Raw genomic sequence first — 19,943 nt, forward strand, 5'->3', positions numbered from 1 at the left:
CGGGGCGGGTGAGCGCCTCCGCTATCGCCTTGTCCAGCACGAGGGCCGCGTCCCAGGAACAGACGTGGTAGAGGTTCGGCAGGCGCCCGTCGTTGGCCGCCGTGTAGCGGCGCACGAAGTCCCGGTTGGCCGCGTTGTCCAGCGTTGTCGAGTAGTTCAGCGCGGTGTAGACGCCCTTGGCCTGCTGCCCCAAGGCCGCGAGCGGCGCGCCCTCGGTGAGGAAGCCCGAGGCGTACAGCGGCACATCGACGCCGTACTGCCGGTACTGCTTGACGAACTCGATCGCGGACGCGCCGGCGTAGAAGGTGTAGACCGCCGCCGGAGCAGCCTGCTTGATCTTCGTCAGGTAAGGGGAGAACTCGGTGGTCGGGGCCGGCGCCCACGGCGTCCACGTCGGCTCGCCGCCCGGGTTGGCCAGCTTCCCGCCTGCCTTGCGGAACGTGTCGACGAACCCGGCGATTTGGTCGCGTCCGCCGATGTAGTCGGGGCCGATTACCCATACCCGGCCGTCGCCGACCTTTTGCCGCAGGTAGCCGGCGATCGACGCGCCGGTCTCCTGACTCAGCCACGACGTCGACCACAGGTACGTCGGGTCGGCGACTGTGGAGGGCCGGCCGCCGGTGCCGATCAGCGGCACCCCGGACTCCTTCAACAGCGGGTACAGGGTCTGCACCGTGTCCGCGGTGCCCCCGCCGACCAGGGCGAGGACCTTGTCCTGCTCGATCAGCTTGCGCGCCGACGCGAGCGCGGTGGCTTTACCGTCGCCCTCGTCGGCCTCAATCACCTTGACGGGTCGGCCGCCGAGCTTGCCGCCCAGCTTTTCCAGGGCCAGCCGCCACCCGGCCGACTGATCGTCACCGACCGCCTTGTACGGGCCGGACTTCGGCACGATCAGGCCGATGCGGATCTCGCCACCGGCGGTGTCCGAGCCGCCGAGGCTCGACCCGGAGCATCCGGAGACGGCGATGAGCACGGCAGCGATGGCGGCGGCCAAAGCCAGGCGCCACCGAGATCGGCGGGCGGTGTTTTGAGGGATCACGGGAGTCGGAGTCCTTTCGTGCGAGTGCGCTGATCAGTAAGGAAGGGGCGTGGAAGACGGGTCATGGGTGGCGGGTACGGCGGTGGTGAGGTGGTGCAGGACGGCCAACACGGAGGCGGGCTCAGTGGCGTCACAGGTCAGGACCGGCACCTGCGCGGTGACCCGCAGGGCCTCGCGGATCTCGCGGCGGTTGCGCGAGCCACCGAGAGGCCGGTTGATCGCCACCAGGTGCGGCAGACGACGGGCGTCGAGGTAATCCAGCGCCGGAAACGAGGCCGCCAGGCGAGTGGAGTCGACCAGCACCACAGCCCCGAAGACGCCTGTGGCGAGCTGGTCCCACATCCACCACCAGCGCCGCTGCCCGGGGGTGGTACGCAAGGCGACGGTGACGCCGGTGGGCAGGGTGGCGGAGCCGGCCTCCCACACGCTGCCCGGTTGGCCAGCCAGCACCGCGTGGCCGTGGCTCGCGGCCCGCAGGAAGCAGGTCTTGCCCGTCCCCGGGCCGCCGGTCACCAGAACCGTGACCGTCGAGGCATGACCGTCAATCACGCTCGGGTCCAAGCCCATGCTCGTCGCCACCGGCACCTGGGTCAGCCCGCCACGCGTGGTCCCGGTCTTGCCTGCTCGCCGATGCGTGCCGCGAGCGCCGCCAGCTGGTAGGCGACGAGCGACGGGTCGCAGTCGACGCGGGCCAGCGCGGCCAGCGACGTGCCGTCGGGCACCTGCTGCACGACGAGGATCCCGTCGGCCATCATCAGCAGTTGGAACTGCACACTCCCGGTCAGCAGTAGATCGGTGGCACCGCGGGCCAGACTGACCAGACCGGACACGATCGCGGCGAGCTGGTCGCCCCGGTCAATCTCCAGGCCGGAGGTGCTGGCCAGCAGCAGCCCATCCGCAGACACCGCGACGACGTGCGCCACGGCCGGCATCTGCTGCGCCAACCCGTCCAGCACAGTCGATAGCTGCGGATTACGGGGTGTGGCGGTAGTGGTGGGGGCCATCAGTGTTCTCCTGTCGCGAGGGGAGGGGTGACAGACGCGGCCCGCAGGCCACGTAGCGTTCCGGCGACCTGTGCTCTGATCGCCGCAGGATCGATCGGTGCGGAAGGCTCGGAGCGGGTGCGCTGCGTCGGCAGCCCACCGGGCACCACGTGTGCGTGGGGGCGGCGTCGAGGAAGACCGGACGCGGTACGCCCATCCGTGGCCGGCTCGGCGGTGGACGCCGCCGCCTGCCAGCCCGCATCGGCTGCGGTGCGAAACCCGCCTGCGTCGTCGGTCTGCGGCCACAACCACGGTGAGCGCGCCACGACCTCACGGAACACCGGAGTGTCAGCCGGACGGGAGTCGCCAGCCGGCAACAGCAGCGGTGCCCGATCGCGGCGCACCTGCGGTAATTCCATGGTCGCGTCCGGCGGTGGCGCCGGCACGGCCGTGGACGGCCGGGTCGGACCGGCCCAGCCGTCGCCAGTCCGGGGCACCGCCGGGGCGACAGGCTGTACCGGGGCAACCGGTTGGGGTGCTGGCGCGAGTTCGGGACGGGCTCGTCGCTGGACCTGGCTGGGCACCACAATCTCGCGTACATGAACTCGGGTGACGTACTCGGCCGGCACGGTCACCTCGGCCGTGATACCAGTCGGTCTGGTCATGGTCAGGCGCACGCGGACCCCGAACTCGCGGGCAAGGCGTGAGATCACGACCAGGCCCATCTGGTCGGTGACCGTGACTTCCACCTCCGGGCTCGCCAGCAACGCGTTGGCACGCTCCAACTGCTTCGCACCCAGCCCGAGACCGGAGTCGACCACGAGGATCTGCACGTCTCGCCCGGACCATGCCGCCAACACCTGCACCTGATCGGCGGAAAACCGGGTCGCGTTGTCCAGCAGCTCCGCCAGGATGGATTTGACCGCGTTGACAGCGCGAGCGTCGATCTCGACCCCAACCAGCCGCTCGACACTGATCCGGGCGAAACCTTCGGTCTCCGACAAAGCCGCGTTCACCAGGTCGCCCAACTCAACCGGCATCCGCTGCGACTGACCCGGACCGCCACCGGCGACAATCAGCAGGTTCGCCCCAAAGCGGCGCAGGCGAGTCGCCTGCTGATCAGCGGCGAACACCATCGCCAGCCGATCCGGATCTTCCTCATCACGTTCAAGGAGATCGATACTTCCCAGAAGTTGCTCCGTCAGCGCCTGGACCCGCCGCCCAACCGACGTGATCATCGCACTGATCAGGGCACGGCCCCGCGCCTGATCCACCGTCGCGTCCACGGCGGAACGCAACACCAGGTTGAACGCGTCAGCGACCTGTCCCACCTCGTCGCGACCGACGACGGGTACCGCCACTCCACCAGCGCCCTCGGCCAACCGCTGCGCCGCCGTCGGATCCGATGCCGCCCGCAACCGCCGGACCAGACCCGGCAGCTCAACGTCCGCGACTCGCCGCGCGCCCTGTTCCAACAACGACAACTGGCCGACCAGCGACCGCGCCACCCGCACCGCGGTGACCACAGCAACGATCAGCATCACTATCAACACGGCGGCCTGTAGCGCGGCAGACCGAACCTGCTCCAGCCACAGGTCATCAGCGCCAGCCCCGATGTCACCGTTCACCGCCGACTGCACCTGGGCCAGCAGGTCCGCCCGGGTGGTCATCACCCGGCTCCACTGAGCAGCACCGCCCGCCAACCGCACCGGCTCATACACGCCCGTGCCGGACACCGCCCCGTCTAGCCGCACGGCGGCCAGCACGTCCGGGCCAGTCAGCGTTCGACCCAGCAGCGCCTGCCACGACGGCCGCGCCAACGCGTCGAACTCACGCAACGCCTCGTCCTGCGCGGATCGGGCGGCCACGATTTCGGCATGCAGCGCCGGGGCCAACCGCCTAGCCGCCAGCGCCTGCAACACCGCCACCTGCTGCTGACCCACCGACTCCCGAGCCCGCGACATCGCCGCCGCCGCGCGCATCTCGTCAGCGAGCTGAGGAGTAACGCCGCTCTGCGCCACTGCGGGCAGCAAGTCATCAAGATCAGCGATTACCCCGCGGTAACCGAAGGCCACCGCCGACAACGACACCAGCCCATCGCCTCGCACCCGCTGCCGCTGCGCCCCAACGTCCATCAAGCCGGCGTCCACCCTGGTTAACACCAGTCGCACGGACTCCGGGACGTCATCAAGCCGGTCACGCTGCTGGTGAAACCGCGATACCGCACGATCCGTGTCCTGAACCGCACGCTCGAAAGCGGCTGGAGTGACCGTCGAGCCGGACAGCAGCAGGCCCACCGCGGCGTTCCGCTCGACCTGAAGCCGCTGCGTCACCTCGCCAGCGGCTCCACCCGCGATGAACATGTCCCCGGCGCGCCGCGTAGCCCCAGCCTCCCGAACAGAAGCCCAGAGGCCGAACCCTGTCGAGAGCACCGCGGCCAATACCGTCGGCACGACAATCAGTGCTGCCTTGAGCCGAACAGGAAGGTCCGCCAACGGACGCGTCCTCGCGACGATTCCTCGTCTCGCAGCGCTTTCCAACCCCGTCACCTCTGCCCTGGTTCTGCTGGTGATCAAACTTGCTGCTGAAATTGTTGAATCAGGTGGCCGTCATCGTGGCCGGTTCGCAGGCAGCGCAGCGAAGAGAACCACCGCACCGGCCACACCACCGTCGGGAAGCTCGATACGTAACCATTCCGGCCATCCAGCCGACAGCCAGACTCACCAGAATGGCAATCATCAATAGCAACACGCAGGCACCGCCCGTCTGAATGACCGTCAATACCGATCAGCAGTGGAGCGCCAAGCTGAACCAATCGCCATCCAAAAAGATCATGCCCGCCAGAGGTTGACGCTGGGAATACCTACCTTCGGTCCGACTTCGCGTACCGACTTGCGGTTCGACCAGTGCATGGCCTGCGGAAACAGTGGCGGACCGTCCGCCGGCTCGGTCACCACCAAGGGATTGGTGGGGTTACAGTGAGCGCACCCGGTCAGCTCCACTGTCGACCGGGCGTGCGTGGTCCCTGGAGGCTGCCGGTGAATCGCCCTAGTCCGTATGTCCGCCGACGATGGCTCGGACGTGAGATCCGTCGGCTGCGGGAGGAGCATGGCGTGACGGGCGAGTCGATCGCCCGTGCGCTGGGATTTCCGCGGCAACAGATCAGTGCGTTGGAGAACGGACGTCTCGGCCCTGATATTGATCTCGTCAGCGGAATCTGTGACTACCTCGCGGCGGGTGTGAACCGACGAGCCGCGATCGTGGACGCCGCCGCCGACGGTTGGGCGCGTGGATGGTGGGTGGCGGACGCAGAACGGATGGGGATCCGGCAGGCCACCTATGCCGATCTGGAAAGCGGCACCGAGACGATCACCGAGTACGCCATTTCACTGATCCCCGGCTTACTGCAGACACCAGCGTTCGCCAATGCCCGGCTACGCAGCGAACCCGGCCGTCATGGTGACGGGTTCGACCCTGCCGCCGCAGTCGCCGCCCGCGCTCGCCGCCAGAGCCTGGTGCTCGCCGTCGGCGGGCCGCAATACGCCGCCGTCATCGATGAAAGCGCCATCCGACGGCGCGCCGCTGACCCCGTGGTCGTCGCTGAGCAACTTCGACATGTCGTCGCCGTGTGCACCAACAATCCATCCGTGGTCGTCCAGGTGCTGCCGGCCGACACCTCGATCCGAGGACACAGCGCGCCACGATCGGCGTACTCGATCTACCGCTATCGCGACCCGCACGGCTCACAAGCTGTAGCGGTCGACACCCTGACCCGCGACATGATTCACACCGATCCTGATGAGCTGGACCCCTATGTGAGCCTGCACGGCCGGCTCAAGGCCGCAGCACTGTCTGCCGAATCGAGCATTCGTCTCCTCCGCGCCGCGGCGGAGAGTCTGGCACCCACCAAAGGAGCCCTGGTATGACCACCCAGTTCAATGATCAGGTTGTCTGGCGCAAGTCCAGTCGCAGTGACGACGGCAACTGCGTCGAGGTCGCCAGCACCCTCGGATCGATCCTGGTACGCGACTCGAAGGACAGCGCCGGACCGGTGCTGCGATTCGGTCCCAAGCAGTGGCGCGTTTTCACGCAGGACGTGTGTGGACGCGGCTTCTCGTCTGTGCCCGCGCGGGAGCAGTAGGAGAGCCCCAGCGTTCCAGGGCACCGCTCCTGGCACGTGGCGGCCGAGGCCGGCCTTGCGGTCTCGGCGACGCCCACCCAAGCCCGCGCTGACGCTGCGTTACCCTGTCGCCACGATGGCAGCAGTGGGTCGCGGGACATCACCGGCCTCGACTGAGAACGCCCGGCTAGGGCGCCCATCTGCTGCAGTCCGACGAAGTTCACGGGGAAGGTCTGTCGGTGCCTCGTCATCCGGAGACGGTGATCACGCCGAACGCACAGCTCGCGACGAGACGCGCGGGCTTGTCGTCGCCGCGGCGACCCGGACAGCGCATGTCCCGGACAGAGCTGGCCGACGCCGTGAACATCGCCCTCGATCGGCTCTATCCGGGCCACGACCTCACCGCCCAGTATGTTGACCACCGATGGGTTGGCAAGCTGGAACGCGGAGAGAGCCGATGGCCCAGCGAAGAGCGGCGTGCCGCGCTACGACTCGCCCTTGACGCCGCAAGTGATGCCGATCTCGACCTCTACAGCCCTCGGCGCTCCAGCAGCGGAATACCGGACGCCGTGGACCGCCAACAGGTCGCCCAGTCAGGTTCACATCCCGACCTGCTTCCCGCAGGCAGTCTGCTGCAGCTCGAACACTGCGCGCCTGCGCTGTCCAGCGGTGACGTGCACCGAACAATCCCCGTCCCGACAGGACAGCACTTCCCTGGAGCGCTCATCGACGTCGAGGTATACCCAGCGGTCGACGACGGCCGCGTCCTCGCCACCATCCCCCCTTGCGGCACGCACCGGGGGTGGCGCCGGTCGGTTCAGCGGCGGCTGATCTTGGGGCACGTAGACGCACTGGATCGTCCTGGTGTGTTCGCGCTCGACTCTCGACAGGCGGATCGGCACCTGATCGAAGCCGGTCGGGACGCCCACTTGCTCATCCCTCGCGCGTACCAGCTCGACGCGATCACCACCGGCGTCATATGGGCGGTAACGAACCTCGACCTGTCGCTGCTGCTGGACGACGCCCGTTTGGACGCCGCCCGAGCCGCAGCGTCGCCGTACAGACACCTGACCCGGTCCGCCGCCAGCCACGACATCGCCGAGGACCTGGAATCAGTGTCGCGGCTGTGGATGGGATCAGCGTTCTGCGCCGACCACATCCGCCGCCACAGCCATGTCCTGTCCGACGTGCCCGTCTACTGGACCCGGGAGCAACGCGGGGAGGAAGCCAGCACGTGGCTGCTGTTCCGCCACAAACTGCGCTACCTGCGCGACACCGCCGAACGGTTCCAAAGCAGCTCCCAACCGATGACGAGGATGTTCTGCCTACCCCCGCACGCGGTAGCCGCGTCCTCGATGTCCGAACGGATCCTGCTGCTGCTCGCCATGGCATTGATGGAATCCGTCGGAATCCACACCGCGGTCACCGATGACCCGGAGTACACCGCGCTGCCCGGGCTTGTCATGGACAGCAGACGCGCAATCATGGCCACCTGGATTCGCGGCGATGACGTCTGGCACGTCGATGTCACCGACGACTCCCACACCATCGCCACCTACCGTGACGCTCTCGGCGACGTGCTAGCTCACTCCGTGACCGCTAGCGACACCCCCGGCGGACGGCTCCGTCACCTGGCCGACCACCTCAGCCTCGACTGGCACTGGCTGCAAGGCCGCTGCGCCGACCTCGGCCAATACGGATTCGCCGGACTCGCCGAGCCCCGCAGCCGCCTGCTCTCCCTCGACGGCGTCGACCAGGCATGCCGCTTCATCGGCACCATGCCGTAATAGGCTTCCCGCACCCGCCGCGACCGCCGGAAGGAACGATCGTGTCCCCGCCCCCGCCAGAACTCGTGCCGAACGTCGTCGTGTTCGGTCTTGGCGGCACGATCGCCATGACCAGCGGCACCGGCGACGGCGTCAGCCCCACTCTGTCCGCTCGCGACCTGGTCGACGCCGTACCCGGACTGGCCCCGACCGGAATCGACATCAAGGTGGTCGACTTCCGCCGCCGCCCCGGCGCCTCCCTCACCTTCGCTGACATCACCGCGCTCGCTGCAGCGGCGACCCGCGAACTCGCCGCCGGCGCCACCGGCGTCGTCGTCACCCAGGGCACCGACACGATCGAGGAAACCGCGTACCTGCTCGACCTGCTGCACCACCGCCCCGAACCCCTGGTCGTCACCGGTGCGATGCGCAACCCCACCCTCGCCGGCGCGGACGGACCCGCCAACCTCCTCGCCGCGATCCAGACCGCCGCATCCCCCACCACCCGCGGCCAGGGCTGCCTCGTCGTCCTCGCCGACGAGATTCACACCGCCCGCTGGGTCGCCAAAACCCACTCCACCCACGGCGGCACCTTCCGCTCACCGGACACCGGCCCCATCGGCTACGTGGTCGAAGGCGTCGTGCGCCTGCTGACCCGCGTGCCGTACCGATTCACCATCCCCGCCCCGCACCAAGACGAGCGCCCCCGCGTCGGCCTCTACACGGTCAGCCTCGACGACGACCCGGCCCTCCTCAACGCCATCGCCGACTGCTGCGACGGCCTCGTCATTGCAGGCTTCGGAGGCGGCCACGTACCCGAACCCCTCGTCGACCCGCTCACCACCCTCGCCGCGCACATCCCGATCGTCCTCACGTCCCGCACCCCGGCCGGCCCAACACTCACCCACACCTACGGCTTCCCCGGCTCCGAACGAGACCTCCTCACCCGCGGACTCATCCCCGCCGGCTGGCTGCACCCCTACAAGGCCCGCATCCTTCTTCACGCCCTCCTCGCGGCACAGATCAACCCCGAGGACATCCCCACCGCATTCGCCGTCGCCGGCAACCGCGCCGAACCGTCCTCGTGGCCCTGGCCCAACCCAATCCAGACTGCCGATCGAGCGGAGGCCCCAGCAGCGCATGCGTAGCCACAACCTGAGCCCAGGACGCATGATTGGCGTGGTCTTCGACCACGGCGACGACTTCTTCACCGCCCTCACCGACGCCTGCCGCGCCCACGACATCAAACAGGGCTACATCCCGATGTTCATCGCCGGCCTGTCAACCGCCAAGATCGTCGGTACCTGTCAACGCCTCGACAACCCCGACGCCCCCGTCTGGACCCACGTCGACCTCACCAACGTCGAAGCACTCGGCGGCGGCACCATCGCCTGGGACGACACCAACCAGAAGATCCTCCCGCACATCCACATCACCGCCGGACTCAAGGAACACAGCGCTACCGCTCACACCAGCCACCTACTGGACGCCACCGTCCAATTCCTCACCGAAATGCTCATCATCGAGGTCGCTTCACCCGCCATGCGTCGACTACCAAACACTGGCCTCTACGACGTTCCGCAACTACATCTCGACTAGCGCCCCGGACCGGGCTTCGGAGGGAGGTACAAGATGGCGCGCCACCCCGACACAATCATCACGCCCAACACGCTGCTCGCCCGGGCCCGCCAGCGCCTTGCATCACCGCAACGGCCCGGCCAGCACCTGTCGCGAGCCGAACTGGCAGATGCCATCAACGCGGCTCTCGATCGCCTCTACCCCGGCCGAAGCCTCACCGCTCACTACGTTGACCACCGCTGGGTCGGCAAACTCGAACGCGGCGAACACCGCTGGCCCAGCCACGAACGGCGCACTGCCACTCGCCAGGTGCTCGGTGCCGCGACAGACGCCGATCTCGGCCTCTACAGCCCTCGACGTACCGAGGGCCAGGCGATCTCCGATCGCCAGCAAGTGACGGCTGCATGGTTCGGCAAGCTGCCAGGTGCCCTTGCTCAGCTTCCGGGACCGTGGACGTCCGGATCGGAATTGCAGGCACCGGCCAAAATCGAGTCGCCCCATGTCGAGGCGCTTAAACGCAGCATCACCCTGTTCGAAGAGTGGGACCACCAGCACGGTGGTGGACTCGCCCGTGCAGCGATGGCCGGTCAGCTCGAATGGGCTTGCCGGGTCGCCCGCCAAGCGTCGGCAACGGAAGCAGTACGCCGCACCTGGCTGTCGACGGCAGCACGACTTGCTGACCTTGCCGGATGGGCATGCTTCGATTCAGGCGATAGACCCAGCACAGCCCAGCGATACCTCGTTATGGCGATTCAGATGGCCAGCGAAGCCGAGGACGTGCAGCAGCGGGCACACACCGCCACCACCTTGAGCAGGCACCTCACTTACGTCGGGCAGGTCTCGGATGCTCTTAATGTGATTGGCCTCGTCCACTCAGACTGGCGGAAAATCCCTCCGCTGGGACGTGCGGCGGTTCGGATCGTGGAGGCTCGTGCCTATGCAAGGAGCCATGACGGGGCAGCGTGCATGCGCGCGGTCGCTTCATGTGATGAGGAGTTCGCGGCCAGCGGATTGGATGGGCCGGAAAATCCAGTTTGGGGCTACTACGCCGATGTCGGCCAGATTCTCGGCGATGCTGGCCATGCTCTCTTCGATGTCGCCGTAACGACCGACAAACACCAGCAGACGGACAAACTTCTCAATCGATTGCAGTCCGCGTACTCCTACCATCCGACGGAAGCTGCCAGATCGCGGGCTCTCACCATGATTCGGATCGCCTATCTCCAGATATGCAATGGTAATTTTGCCGGTGGATTGAACTCGATACAGGCTGGCTTGGCAGATGCACGGGGGGTCCACTCCAGCCGGCTACGGGATGACCTGCTCGCCCTTGGTTCCATACTCGCGAACGCAGATCCGGAGCCAAACCTTGCTGGTGAGCTGGAGGCAGCGCGGGCGCACGTATCAGAGGCCTTGCGCTCACAAATTCAATAGCCCGTCCAGCCAGCAGGAGCAGTTCCGTCTCGCAACGTATCGATGCGATGCCTCAGCTGGCGCTGTCGTTGCGGATCATTGTCCGCCGATTGAGCCAGCCATAAAGTCATCCGCAGCATGCGAGCCAGTCGCAGCTCAGACCACGACGGGGTCAGGCGGACATCGAATTCATACGTCTGAACGAAGTCAGCGTACTCCTTATCGGAGAACCACCCACACTCGTAATAAAGGGCCGTCAGGGTCAGGTCCCATTCCGGCGGTCCGATACACACTGTCTCCAGATCCACGAATGCTTCTCGGCCGTCTGCCGTCACCAGGAGATTCTCCATATGCGCGTCGCCGTGCAGAACTGCCTCGCCGAGCATGAATTCCGCGGCGGCCCACCGACCCGAGAGCTGATCGCGGAGTTGGCGCAGAAAAATGCGGTCGCCAGCATCGAGGCAGGCGCCCGCCTGTAACCGCTCTTCGAACCTGTCGAACGGCGACAAAATAGGCAAGGATTTTTCCGGGATGGCAACCGCGTGTAGCCGACGCAGACACTTGGCTAGGGTGACCAAGTCGGCCGACCGGCTATTTGCCAGGTACTCCCACAGCGACACCACGTACTGTCCGACGATTAATGGCTCCGGCCGTGCGGGGTGAACGACAGGCACCTGGCGCGAGGCGAACCAGGCAGCAATGTCGATCTCCCGACGGGGATCGCTCCCCTTGGCCGCCCTTGGCACCACTCGCGCCAGCACACCAGCGCTCGGCAGCAGGACCACACCGTTCTCGCCCACACGCACCACGCTGGCGTCATGAGCCGGGAGGCCCGCTCCGATGGCCGCCAACTTCACCGCGTCGATCGCCTCTTCCTCACGCACGCGACCATCCTCCCCTCGGCAGGCACCGACAGCCACACCATGGCCATCGAGGATGACGCAGCCGACAGGCGGGTTGGGGCTCGTGGTGCCCAGACCAAAAGTGTGTTCGACCAGGCCGTTGCGGTCCGGGAGGGCACGGACGAAAGGTCGCACCGAGACGGCAATGACCGAGCGGGACAGGAGCGGCGAGTCGCGGCAGCGCGGCACCACCGTGAAAGATCCACGACCTGCTGCCGCCGACAGGCGCCACGTCAATAAACAATCATGAATGTAGGGCTTTACAGCACCCTGCTCACGCCATCAGTATGAGCAGGTACGAGCGGGGTTCCGTAAGCAATTCACTTTTCAGAGCTCAGGGGGTGGATCTATTGATCAATGGATTCCGAAAGAGCGTGGCAGCGGGTATCCTGACGACATGCGCCCTATCGACCATGGCGATCATGGGCCCGGCACCCGCTTTCGCGGTTGGCGGCGACTGCACCTCGAAGAAGGAGACGAGCGGGCTGAACAACCGGGGCGGCGCACTCTGCACGTCATTGCAGGCCGATTCGAGGGCTCGGCCCAAGCTCATCCGGGAACTGGGGCCGGACTACCACGGTGACTACTTCACGGCGCTCAATGTGTGGAGGTACACCGACTGGTACACCTGCTACGCCGGATGCGAAGGGGCGTATGAGATCACGCACGTCTGACTCATGGCAGGACCACGTGATGGGCTCGCACCTTCGGCCCATCACGCGGGTCGGCCAGGAGCGTCATGATCACGCTTGAGCAAGTGACCGTCAAGTATTCGGATGCCACACCGCTCGATAACCTTGACCTCACCCTGGGGCCCGGTACGACTGGGGTCATGGGGCCGAGCGGCAGCGGCAAGAGCACGCTGTTGCGCCTCATCGCTGGTTTACAAGCGCCCACTTGCGGCGTGGTCAACATCGACGGCACCGCCGTGGTCACGGCGTCGTGGAATTCGGCGGGCGATGCCCGAGTGTCCTTCATCCATCAGGACTACCGTCTGGTGCCTTTTCTGACCGTCGAGCAGAACATGTTGCTGGCCGCTGAGCTGAGGGGCGTCAGCCGCTCGCGGGCGGACGTCGGCTCGATGCTCGGCCGTGTTGCGCTGCCTTTGTCGATGCGAGACCGCCTGCCGGCGAAGTTGTCGGGCGGGCAGCAACAGCGGGTGGCGATCGCGCGTGCCCTGATGGCGGGGACCTCGGTCATCCTCGCGGATGAGCCGACCGGGGCGTTGGACGTGGACAATACCGAGCGGGTAACGGACATCCTTGTCGATCTCGGGCTTCGGGAACGACTGGTGGTCGTAGTCGCTACCCACGACCCGGACGTTGCGCGGCGGCTGGACCGTCGCTTCGAGCTGTCCCGGGGCAAGCTGGTGCAGTTGGCATGAGCTCTCGCGTCGGTGGCACGGCGCTGACCGTGGCCTTCATGCGCCACCGCGTGGCGCAGATGGCGGTGCTCACGCTGCTGGGCTTCATGCTGGGCGGCACCGTCATCGGTCTGGCCGTGGCGCGCAGCAGCGCCGAGCGGGCGATCCAGGACTCGGTTCGCGCCGACATCGGGGGAAGTCGCTACGCGCTGCAGACCGGCGATCCCGCTGCGAGCAGGGCCATTTCGATGGTTCCGGACACCATGCCGGTGCAGGACCAGATGGGTGACGTGCTCGCGGGTGACCTCTCCGCACCCGTACTGGTTCGCGACTACACCAAGTCGTCGTTGGAGTTGGGGATCGTCACTCGGGGCCTCCGGCCCCGAGTCGCGGGCGAACTCCTGTTGTCGGAGTCGACCGCGCAGGCCCTGGGCATCGCGATCGGCGACACCGTCCGGATACGGACTGGGGATGGCCAGCGGACGGGACGGGTCGTGGGTCTGTCAGTGGACCCGGCCAACCGGACGACGAGCACGTTGGTGCAGCTCGTGGCGGAGTCGGCGGAGTTCCGGCCCACCATCTGGTTGAGTGACACGGACTTCTACACCGTGGCGGCGCTGCGGCCCGTCCTCGATCAGCGCACGGCGACCTACCAGTCCGTCGACACCGTTCTCGAGGCATCCGCGGGAAACCGGCCCCAGTTCCTCAGCGCCATGCGGTTCGTCCCGGCCGGCTGTGGCCTTCTGATGGGCATCCTGCTCGTCGCGGCGGGTGTGGTGCTGTCCCGTCGGTGGCGGCTCGACGCCGACGCGCTGATCGCAGTGGGGATGCCGCCCGCCCTGGCATGGCGGAGGTTACTGTCGGTCATCTGCGGGACGGTGCTGGCCGGCGAGGTCCTCGGCGGCTGCGCCGCGTCCGCGGTCCTGTTCCTCTCGCGCGACCCGGTGTCCGCGTGGGTAGGGCAGCAATGGGTAGGGATCGCGATGCCATGGCAGGAGACCGTGGCCCTTCTGGGTCTGACCATCCTGTTAGCGCTGTCGGCCGTGCCGATGACGCGCCTCGGCACGCGGTGGGCGCAACGCCATCCTAAAAGGCCTTCGCAGGGGCGCTGGGCGAACCTGGCGGGAGCGCTGGGCGTGGGTCTTGGTCTTGCCACACTTGTGGTCCTGACGCGGGTGTCCCTGGAGTCGCACGGAAGCCGCGTGGCCGCGCTCACGCCGTTAGCGGCTAGTGTCGTCGCGTTCGCCCTGCCGTCGGTCGTCGCACCGATCCTCTGCTGGAAACTGCCCACGGCTACCAAAACGCTCATGCGGCACCTGCATGCGGGCCTGCGGCCGGTCGCGGCCACCGGCGCGGTCGTCATCGTGCTCAGCGGATACTGGTCGGCGCAGAACACCTACGACGCCAACGTCGGCGAAGCTCTGTCAAGCCCGCTCGAACCGGCCGGTTCCTTCGTCGTCAGCGAGATGCCTGACAGCGCGATCCAGGCGTTGGAGGCGTTCTACCGATCGCACGGTGGGCGGCAAGTCGTTCGCTACGCGATCCCCGACGAGTCCAAAGCCCAGCTCCGGGTGACAGCGCCGAAGGTCCTTGCGTGCATGTCCAGCCAGCGCACTCTCAATCCCACCGAAGTGACGGACTGCTTCCCCCGGGAGTCGGCGGCGCCGCTCAACCGGGTCATGCTCGGCGACCCGGGATCGGCACCACGAGCCGATCCACACCTACTGGACAACGGGAAAGTCGGACTGCTGGTGTTCGCCAGCGGGGACGGGACGGCAACTTCCCTCGCCGACAGCCGGGCGGAAGCCGACCCGCTGCTCGGCGGCAACCTGCCCGGCCTGGTGGTCGCCCCGGACAGCGCCGTGGCTAAGAGGTTCGGGCTCACCGCGAACGGCACCAGCGAGGTGCTTCTCCCGGACTTCGCCCGGTTGTCGCCGCGCGAGCAGTTCCTCGTCCGAGCGGCGGCCATCCGTCTCGCTCCAAGCGCACAGATGGCCAGCGGAACCGACCCAACGGCCTACGACCGGCTGCGCTCTGTCGCCAACACCGCCAGTTTCCTGGGCGCGACCACCGCCATGTTAATCCTGCTACTGGGCGGCGTCGCGTTGGTCGTCGCGCACACGTTAACCAGACGCACGCTCGTCGACATCGGCGCAGCACCCGGCCGGAGGTGGGAAATCGTTGCTCGGTGGACAGCCGTCCCCTTGACGACCGCAGTGCTGGCCATCCCACTGGCCATCCTAACGGCGTCCGCCGGGGGACAGCGCACGGAAGCATCGTACGGAAGCCTGTGGCTCCTGCCGGGCCTCCTCGGTGCCGCCGCTGCCCTGATCGTCGGGGTGGCGTTCCTGCGCCCACCGCCGACAACGGACGAGTAGACGCAAGGTACGGCGGCGCTACGGTACCGCCGGCTCGCCCGACCAGGGGAACTCGATCCACAGGTCGCTGCGGCACCCGACGTAGTCACAGTTAATCGACAAGCGCGGCTATCCCGTCGCCGCTGTCCCATCAGGAAGTTCCACGACGATGCCAGGGGCCGGGTACTGCGACTTCCGTCAAGGCTTGCGGATCGGCGGATCGGCGGATCGGCGGGCCGGCTACGGGTGTTCGCGGAGGCAGCCGCTTGAGCGATGGCGACAACCGGAGGGCTACTGGTCTCGGGCTGGCGTGGCAGGCGATAGCCGCTCGATGCCGGCGGGCATCAGCGCATCCTTGTTTGTGCGATACCGGCTTGCAAAGAAGAATGCTCGGACCGGCGAAGGCGAATACGATTACCCGTGCTGCTGGGCGAGATGTCGGCCCACTCGAAACCCGCCGGTGTGAGGTCTATGGTGGCTGCCGCGAGACCGCTCGCCGGCGGGGCCTTTCCGACGGCGACCACGATTTCATCGACGCAATCAAGATTGACGTGGAGCCCATTGGAATCAGCTCCAACGGCGAGAATGGCGCGCGAACCTGTGGCGTAGCAGGTGGAGATCCACTGGTGGAGATCGCCGCTTGGGTCATCTGGCAGCGTGAAGTGTTCAGGGGCGTGGCCACCTGGGATGCCCTCCTCAAGTGCCTTCCCGCTGTGCACGAGGTCTGCCCTGCTGCGCAGATCCGCTACAAGTTGATCGTTGCTGTGTTGGCTGTCCTTGGCATTCAGGACATAGGCCCAGATCAGGTAGGGCCGACGGCGTCGGGTAGCGGTGAGCCAGGGGCCGAGGACGGTGAGGGTCTCGTTGGGGAGCACGTTGGTTTCCACGTCGATGCCGTGGGCGGCGAGTACGGCGGCGCCTCCGTCGCCTCGGGACGTCGGATCGATGATGCTGATGACGACCCGGGTGATGCCGGCGTTGATGAGTTCTTGGCGGCAGGCCGGAGTGACGCCGGTGTGGTTGCAGGGTTCGAGCGTGACGACGGCGGTGCCGCCTCGTGCTGCCGCGCCGGCTGCTTTGAGTGCGTTGGCCTCGGCGTGGGCTTCTCCTTTGCGTCGGTGGTAGCCGGTGCCGACAGTGGCTCCGTTGCGGTCGAGGATGACGCAGCCGACGGGTGGGTTGGGGCTTGTGGTGCCTAGGCCGAATGACGACAGGGTGATCGCGTGTCGCATCGCGGCCAGCTCGGCGTCGGATGCCATCAGAAGGTCGTCTCCTTGAGTTCGTTGAGGAAGGCGCGGACCTCTGGCAGTTGCTGGTGTCCGCTGACCGGGGCGCCGAGCTGTGCAAGTCGTTGCAGGATTCGTCGTGATCCGGCCCGGCGCACGATCGGTACCGCGTGGTGTGCCGTCGCTGCGGCGAGTTCTGGTTGGTTCGCCGCGAGATGGGCTTCTGCCTTGTTCGTCAGGGCGGAGGCGAAGTCTTGGCGATGACGTCGGGGAATCGTGGGAAGGGCTTCGTCGAGTACCGCGATTGCTTCCTGTGGGCGCTGCGCCAGGCGAAGGCAGGCTCCGCGGTGCACCTCGATGTAGCCGCTGGTGCAGTAGGAGCCGTGTTCCCCTTCCGGCTTTCCTTGCTGGCGGTCTGCTGCCCAGCGGTGCGCGTCGTCAAGCAGGCGCATGGCCGTGTGGTGCTCGCCGACGGCGGCTAGGGAGTGCGCGTGCTGGACACGCAACGCTGCGCGCATCGGTGCGGGCAGTTTCTGGTCGTAGCGCAGGGCGGCTTCTGCCTGCACTACGGCTTCCGTGGGGTGTCCGCTGGTCAACCACTGTTGGCTGCTACGGTATGTGGCCCACGCGGTCATGGTCGGGTCGCCGATCTGGCCCGCCCATGCGAGTGCCTGATGGGTACGGCGGTGGCCCGCGGCGTGGTCGTTGAGGGACTGGTGCAGCCATGCCGCGGATTCGGCGTACTGGGCGGCGAGGCGGATGACCGCGGGACGTAGCGCCTCGGGAGCGGCCTTCGACAAGTCCTCGATTGCCGCCAGCTGCCTGGAAACGCCCATCAGTGCGTACTCAGGGCCGAAGACCTTGTCGTTCTGGACCAGGAGGTGCCACTCTTCGCGCAGCAGATGGATGGTTTCCTCCCAACTGCCTGGTCGAGGCTCGGTCGCTTCGCCGTCGTCGCGCGTCTGGTCACTTCGTCGGGGGCTGTAGAGGTCAAGTTCGTCGTCGCGGGTGGCGCCGAGTACCTGACGAAGGGCAGCTCGACGCGCTTCGCTGGGCCAGCGATGTTCTCCACGTTCCAGTTTGCCGACCAGCGAAAGTCCACGTATTGGGTGGTCATGTCGCGGCCGGAGCAGCTGGCGTCGAGTGCCGCGTTGACCGCGTCGGCCAGCTCGGTGCGGGACATGCACTGGCCGGAGCGTCTGGGCGAGGGCAGGCGTTGCCGGGCACCGCTGAGCGCGGAGTTGGGCTTGATCGTGGTGTCTGGATGGCGAGGCACTGTCTCCCCGTTCAACCGATAGGGCGGCCCTGCCGACTATGCCACCGATGTCCCTGATTGGAGCACCGGCCGCGCTGCGTGGCCGAGGGCCGAAGCGGGTGCCGGCAAAGTCGGACCGTAAGTCGGTATTCCCGCGCTGTTCACAATGAGTAATCGTGTGAAGCGTACTCGGTAGGGCTCGTGCGGCAGGTAGCCGTTCATGACCCACCTGCTTGTAGGCGGCAGGCTCTGTCGGCGCTGCGTTGCGCGCTACCGCATCCGGCACCTGCCAGCACCAGACGGCACGAGAAACATGAGATTGGAGCGCCGAGTGACGTACACGGCTGACGTACCGAGTTCCCCGGATCAGGTCGGAATGATCCGAGACGCCCTCGTGGATCGGCTCGTCGCTGACGGCATGATCACTTCCTCGGTCGTGGAGGCGGCGTTCCGGGCAGTGCCGCGGCATGCGTTCGTGCCGGCTGGCACACCACTCAAGGTCGTCTACGACGTCGACCAGTCGGTGATCACCAAGACGGATGAGCACGGGGTGCACCTGTCCTCGGTCAGCGCCGCGTACATCCAGGCGCGCATGATCGAACAAGCCGGTGTCGAGCCCGGCATGCGGGTTCTGGAGATCGGTTCGGGTGGTTACAACGCCGCGCTGCTGGCCGAGGTGGTCGGAGCGGACGGACACGTCGTCAGCGTGGACATCGATCCGGACATCACCGACCGCGCCGAGGTCCTGCTGCGCGAGACGGGCTACGAGCACCGGGTACGGGTGGTACAGGCCGACGCGGTGCACGGCCTGCCCGGTGAGGGCGTGTTCGACCGAATCCTTGTCACGGTCGGCGCGTGGGACATCCCTCCCGCCTGGCTGGATCACCTCGCCCCGGACGGGGTGATCGTGGTCCCGCTGCGGATGAACGGCGTGACCCGGACGATCGCGTTGCGCCGCGACGGCGACCACTTGACCAGTACCTCTAGTGAGGTGGCGGGGTTCGTGCCCCTGCAGGGCGACGGTGCCCGGCCCGAGCGGATCTTCCGGCTGCCCGACCGGCAGGGCCGGTTCGTCAGCTTGCGCTTCGACGTCGGCGCCCCGGACGACGTTCGTCAGCTGGATGGTGTGCTGGACACCGAACGCAGCGAGGTCTGGTCGGGAGTCACGGTCGGACACAGCGAGTCCTTCGCGGATCTTCACCTGTGGCTGGCCGGATTCCTGCCTGGTTTCTGCCTGCTCGCGGCGGACGACGGCACCGAGCTGGCTGCCGAGCGTCGTTGGTTTCCGTTCGGTGTCGTGCGTGGTGACTCGTTCGCCTACCTGGCCTGGCGTCCGGCTGAGGGTGACTCGGGTGCTGAGCTCGGGGCCCGTGCCTTCGGGGCACACGGTAAGGACGCCGCGGCGGCGATGACGGAACAGATTCAGGCCTGGTATCAGCGGGCCCATCGCAGGCCGGTACCGACTTTCGCCTACTGGCCGTCCGGCATCAACGTCGGCAGTACGCCGGCCGACGTGGCGGTGTTGGCGAAGACGTACGGCCTGCTCCAGATCTCCTGGCCGGCGGCGAGCTAGCCGCCCTCGGCCAGGTGTTTCACACCCCTATTCGACCTACCCGAGGAGTGAAGACGATGGCCCCGCCGCTGCTGGAACTCGATCGCACGGACGCCCCCACCGCCGCCACCGACGACGACTTCGTGCTCGACATGCGGGTCGTGGAGTCCACGACCCCGCTGGTGGTCATGATGTGCAGTACGAGCGACGGTTGCGGCAGCAGCTGCAGCACGAGCGCCTGCACGACCAAGTCCTGCGACCCGGTCTGATCCAGGCCGCCTGATCCCGACGATGCCGTCGGCGCCCGCCCGGGCGCCGACGGCGCGGTTTCTTCGTTGAGGGGACGACCTTCGTGCCAGCTCCGCCCATCTTCCGTAGCGCCGGCGTGA

Annotated in this window: 18 protein-coding genes; 11 read left to right on the plus strand and 7 right to left on the minus strand. The window is 67.2% G+C overall.

Features of this window, described 5'->3' with window-relative positions; all coding sequences use genetic code 11:
- The 4 genes from F6X68_RS11060 to F6X68_RS11075 form a co-directional block, all read right to left on the minus strand.
- Positions 1–1,039: ABC transporter substrate-binding protein (locus F6X68_RS11060; protein WP_151454185.1), on the minus strand; the 1,039-nt coding region annotated here is incomplete at its 3' end.
- A 33-nt stretch (positions 1,040–1,072) separates the two neighbouring features.
- On the minus strand, positions 1,073–1,618 hold the full coding sequence (locus F6X68_RS11065) for an ATP/GTP-binding protein (RefSeq protein WP_225852139.1): 546 nt from the start codon (positions 1,616–1,618) through the stop codon (positions 1,073–1,075).
- A gap of 11 nt (positions 1,619–1,629) precedes the next feature.
- Positions 1,630–2,043, minus strand: coding sequence for a roadblock/LC7 domain-containing protein (locus tag F6X68_RS11070; RefSeq protein WP_151454186.1), 414 nt, complete (start codon positions 2,041–2,043; stop codon positions 1,630–1,632).
- Positions 2,043–4,562 carry a nitrate- and nitrite sensing domain-containing protein gene (locus tag F6X68_RS11075; protein WP_225852142.1) on the minus strand — a complete coding sequence of 840 codons (2,520 nt, stop codon included), beginning with the start codon at positions 4,560–4,562 and terminating at the stop codon, positions 2,043–2,045. The genes F6X68_RS11070 and F6X68_RS11075 overlap by 1 nt, the downstream gene beginning before the upstream one ends.
- Before the next feature lie 498 nt (positions 4,563–5,060).
- Here F6X68_RS11075 and F6X68_RS11080 point away from each other — a divergent pair, with 498 nt between their 5' ends.
- From F6X68_RS11080 to F6X68_RS11105, 6 genes are all read left to right on the plus strand, one after another.
- Positions 5,061–5,948 (plus strand): helix-turn-helix transcriptional regulator, encoded by an 888-nt coding sequence (locus F6X68_RS11080; RefSeq protein WP_151454187.1) that lies wholly within the window; start codon positions 5,061–5,063, stop codon positions 5,946–5,948.
- Entirely contained in the window at positions 5,945–6,163 is a 219-nt protein-coding gene (locus F6X68_RS11085; RefSeq protein ID WP_151454188.1) for a DUF397 domain-containing protein, read from the plus strand. Before F6X68_RS11080 ends, F6X68_RS11085 begins: the two co-directional genes overlap by 4 nt.
- A gap of 239 nt (positions 6,164–6,402) precedes the next feature.
- Complete coding sequence (locus F6X68_RS11090) at positions 6,403–7,929, plus strand: XRE family transcriptional regulator (protein ID WP_151454189.1); 1,527 nt, start codon at positions 6,403–6,405, stop codon at positions 7,927–7,929.
- 41 nt (positions 7,930–7,970) lie between these two features.
- Positions 7,971–9,056, plus strand: a complete 1,086-nt coding sequence (locus F6X68_RS11095) for an asparaginase (RefSeq protein WP_225852140.1) — start codon at positions 7,971–7,973, stop codon at positions 9,054–9,056.
- Positions 9,049–9,507 (plus strand): PPC domain-containing DNA-binding protein, encoded by a 459-nt coding sequence (locus F6X68_RS11100; protein WP_151454191.1) that lies wholly within the window; start codon positions 9,049–9,051, stop codon positions 9,505–9,507. Before F6X68_RS11095 ends, F6X68_RS11100 begins: the two co-directional genes overlap by 8 nt.
- A gap of 33 nt (positions 9,508–9,540) precedes the next feature.
- Positions 9,541–10,920, plus strand: coding sequence for a hypothetical protein (locus F6X68_RS11105; RefSeq protein WP_151454192.1), 1,380 nt, complete (start codon positions 9,541–9,543; stop codon positions 10,918–10,920).
- On the opposite strand, the gene F6X68_RS11110 is transcribed toward F6X68_RS11105, so the two are convergent.
- Positions 10,914–11,783 (minus strand): phosphotransferase enzyme family protein, encoded by an 870-nt coding sequence (locus tag F6X68_RS11110; protein ID WP_151454193.1) that lies wholly within the window; start codon positions 11,781–11,783, stop codon positions 10,914–10,916. The two genes, F6X68_RS11105 and F6X68_RS11110, sit on opposite strands and share 7 nt — an antisense overlap.
- A gap of 431 nt (positions 11,784–12,214) precedes the next feature.
- Here F6X68_RS11110 and F6X68_RS11115 point away from each other — a divergent pair, with 431 nt between their 5' ends.
- The 3 genes from F6X68_RS11115 to F6X68_RS11125 all read left to right on the plus strand — a co-directional run bounded on the left by F6X68_RS11115 (position 12,215) and on the right by F6X68_RS11125 (position 15,542).
- Positions 12,215–12,475 carry a hypothetical protein gene (locus tag F6X68_RS11115; protein WP_151454194.1) on the plus strand — a complete coding sequence of 87 codons (261 nt, stop codon included), beginning with the start codon at positions 12,215–12,217 and terminating at the stop codon, positions 12,473–12,475.
- 65 nt (positions 12,476–12,540) lie between these two features.
- Complete coding sequence (locus F6X68_RS11120) at positions 12,541–13,185, plus strand: ABC transporter ATP-binding protein (RefSeq protein WP_151454195.1); 645 nt, start codon at positions 12,541–12,543, stop codon at positions 13,183–13,185.
- Complete coding sequence (locus tag F6X68_RS11125; RefSeq protein ID WP_151454196.1) at positions 13,182–15,542, plus strand: hypothetical protein; 2,361 nt, start codon at positions 13,182–13,184, stop codon at positions 15,540–15,542. The genes F6X68_RS11120 and F6X68_RS11125 overlap by 4 nt, the downstream gene beginning before the upstream one ends.
- A gap of 323 nt (positions 15,543–15,865) precedes the next feature.
- Here the strand turns inward: F6X68_RS11125 and ribD are convergent, their stop codons facing one another.
- Both ribD and F6X68_RS11135 read right to left on the minus strand, forming a co-directional pair.
- Entirely contained in the window at positions 15,866–16,780 is a 915-nt protein-coding gene (ribD, locus tag F6X68_RS11130; RefSeq protein WP_151454197.1) for a bifunctional diaminohydroxyphosphoribosylaminopyrimidine deaminase/5-amino-6-(5-phosphoribosylamino)uracil reductase RibD, read from the minus strand.
- Positions 16,780–17,934 carry a hypothetical protein gene (locus tag F6X68_RS11135; RefSeq protein ID WP_151454198.1) on the minus strand — a complete coding sequence of 385 codons (1,155 nt, stop codon included), beginning with the start codon at positions 17,932–17,934 and terminating at the stop codon, positions 16,780–16,782. The genes ribD and F6X68_RS11135 overlap by 1 nt, the downstream gene beginning before the upstream one ends.
- Before the next feature lie 444 nt (positions 17,935–18,378).
- Between F6X68_RS11135 and fxlM the strand changes: the two genes are divergently transcribed.
- Together fxlM and F6X68_RS11145 are read left to right on the plus strand one after the other, a co-directional pair.
- Entirely contained in the window at positions 18,379–19,575 is a 1,197-nt protein-coding gene (gene fxlM / locus F6X68_RS11140; protein ID WP_192581370.1) for a methyltransferase, FxLD system, read from the plus strand.
- A 56-nt stretch (positions 19,576–19,631) separates the two neighbouring features.
- Positions 19,632–19,823, plus strand: a complete 192-nt coding sequence (locus tag F6X68_RS11145) for an FxLD family lanthipeptide (protein ID WP_151454200.1) — start codon at positions 19,632–19,634, stop codon at positions 19,821–19,823.
- The last annotated feature ends 120 nt before the right edge of the window (positions 19,824–19,943 follow it).

This window comes from Micromonospora sp. AMSO12t, from assembly GCF_008806585.1.
Classification (GTDB): Bacteria; Actinomycetota; Actinomycetes; order Mycobacteriales; family Micromonosporaceae; genus Micromonospora; species Micromonospora reichwaldensis.